This window comes from Kitasatospora sp. NPDC058243, assembly GCF_042882025.1.
Lineage (GTDB): Bacteria > Actinomycetota > Actinomycetes > Streptomycetales > Streptomycetaceae > Kitasatospora.
The window spans coordinates 25,106-26,474 of the sequence record NZ_JBHVWW010000054.1 but is presented as its reverse complement, the minus strand read 5'-3'; the positions used below and the strand labels follow the sequence as shown (position 1 = coordinate 26,474).

The following is a 1,369-nucleotide window of genomic DNA, read 5'->3' as shown; positions in this document are numbered from 1 at the left end:
GGGGGTGGGGGAGGCACGGCGGGGGGAAAAGACGCTCGTCAACGCCCGGCACCAGGCGAAGTTGGCCTTGCGCAGCGACACTCCCGGTCCCCCCCCGGACACCTCCCCCCCCCCCCCCACCCCCGCGGCCGCGGCGGGCGTCCGCCGGACCAGGGCCCTGCGGGCCCGCCGCGGCCGGGCCAGCTACCTCGGCGAACGGGCCTCGGGAGTGCCCGACCCGGGCGCCGTGGGCATCGCGCTGCTGTTCGCCTCCGCGCACGCGGTGCCGCGGACGCTGGACGGCGTGCTGCTCGGTGACAGCGCTGCTGACAGCGCGTCCGCCGACACCGTGCCGACCGACACCGCGTCCACCGACACCGCGTTCGACGGGCCCGATCCGCTGTGCGGGCCCGAGCCGGCCCCCGCCGGCCCGTGACCGCCCGGCCCCGGCCGGGTGGCGCCCAGCCGGCTCCCCGGCCGGCTTGCGCTCCGCCGGGCGCTGCTCGGCCGGGGGCCGCCCCGCCGAGGGCTGCTCAGCTGGTGAGGGCGAGAGCGCTCCGGCGCCGGACCCAGTCGAGCAGTCCCGGCTCGCCCAGGGTGGCGACCCACAGGTCGACCGCCTCCCGCGCCTCGGCCGAGGGGTTCGGTCCGACACCGATCACCCGCAGCCCCGCCAGGACGGCCGAGCGGATGCCGCAGAAGGTGTCCTCCACGGCGAGGCAGTCGGTGGGCTCGGCGCCGCACAGCCGGGCGGCGGTCAGGTAGACGTCCGGCGCCGGCTTGGGCCCGATCCCCTCGGCCGGGACCACGATGTGCTCGAAGTGTTCGAGCAGTCCGGCGCCGCCGAGTCCGGCCTCGATCACGTCGCGCGGGCAGTTGCTGGCGACCGCCAGCGGGACGAACCCGCTGAGCCGGCCGACCAGTTCGGCCGCGCCCGGCATCGGGACCGGGTCGGCGTCGACGAGCGCCCGGAAGCTCACCAGCAGCCGGTCGGTCAGCTCCGGCGCCAGCGAGGGGTCGCCGGCGGTCTCGGCCATCAGCCGCCCGCAGTCGGAGTAGTGCAACCCGGCCGCGCGCGCCGTGAACTCCGGTCCGGCCGTGAGTCCGTAGCCTCGCAGCACCTCCGCACGGGCCTGGTGCCAGTGCGACTCGCTGTCCATCAGCGTGCCGTCGCAGTCGAAGACGACGGCTGCAGGGGTCCAGTCGTTGATTCTCTCCACGGTCATGCCTACGCCCTTCAGGTGGGATTGGCTTTGTGGGATTCGCCGGAGTGTGCGTCGGGACGAGGGGGGCCGGGCACGGCCCGGGGGCCTGGGCCTCTTCCCACCTCTCCCGGGGCTGGAGCCTGGGTGCGGGGGAACAAAAAGCCCCGGCATCCCGACCTACGAAA

At 76.0% G+C, this 1,369-nt stretch carries 2 protein-coding genes; one reads left to right on the top strand and one right to left on the bottom strand.

The features are described from left to right. Positions 1-415, top strand: a 415-nt coding sequence (locus ACFVX9_RS28475) for a DAK2 domain-containing protein (RefSeq protein ID WP_387984231.1), incomplete at its 5' end; no start/stop codon positions are given. 97 nt (positions 416-512) lie between these two features. On the opposite strand, the gene ACFVX9_RS28470 is transcribed toward ACFVX9_RS28475, so the two are convergent. Next, entirely contained in the window at positions 513-1,205 is a 693-nt protein-coding gene (locus ACFVX9_RS28470; RefSeq protein ID WP_063345846.1) for an HAD family phosphatase, read from the bottom strand. Positions 1,206-1,369 lie beyond the last annotated feature (164 nt).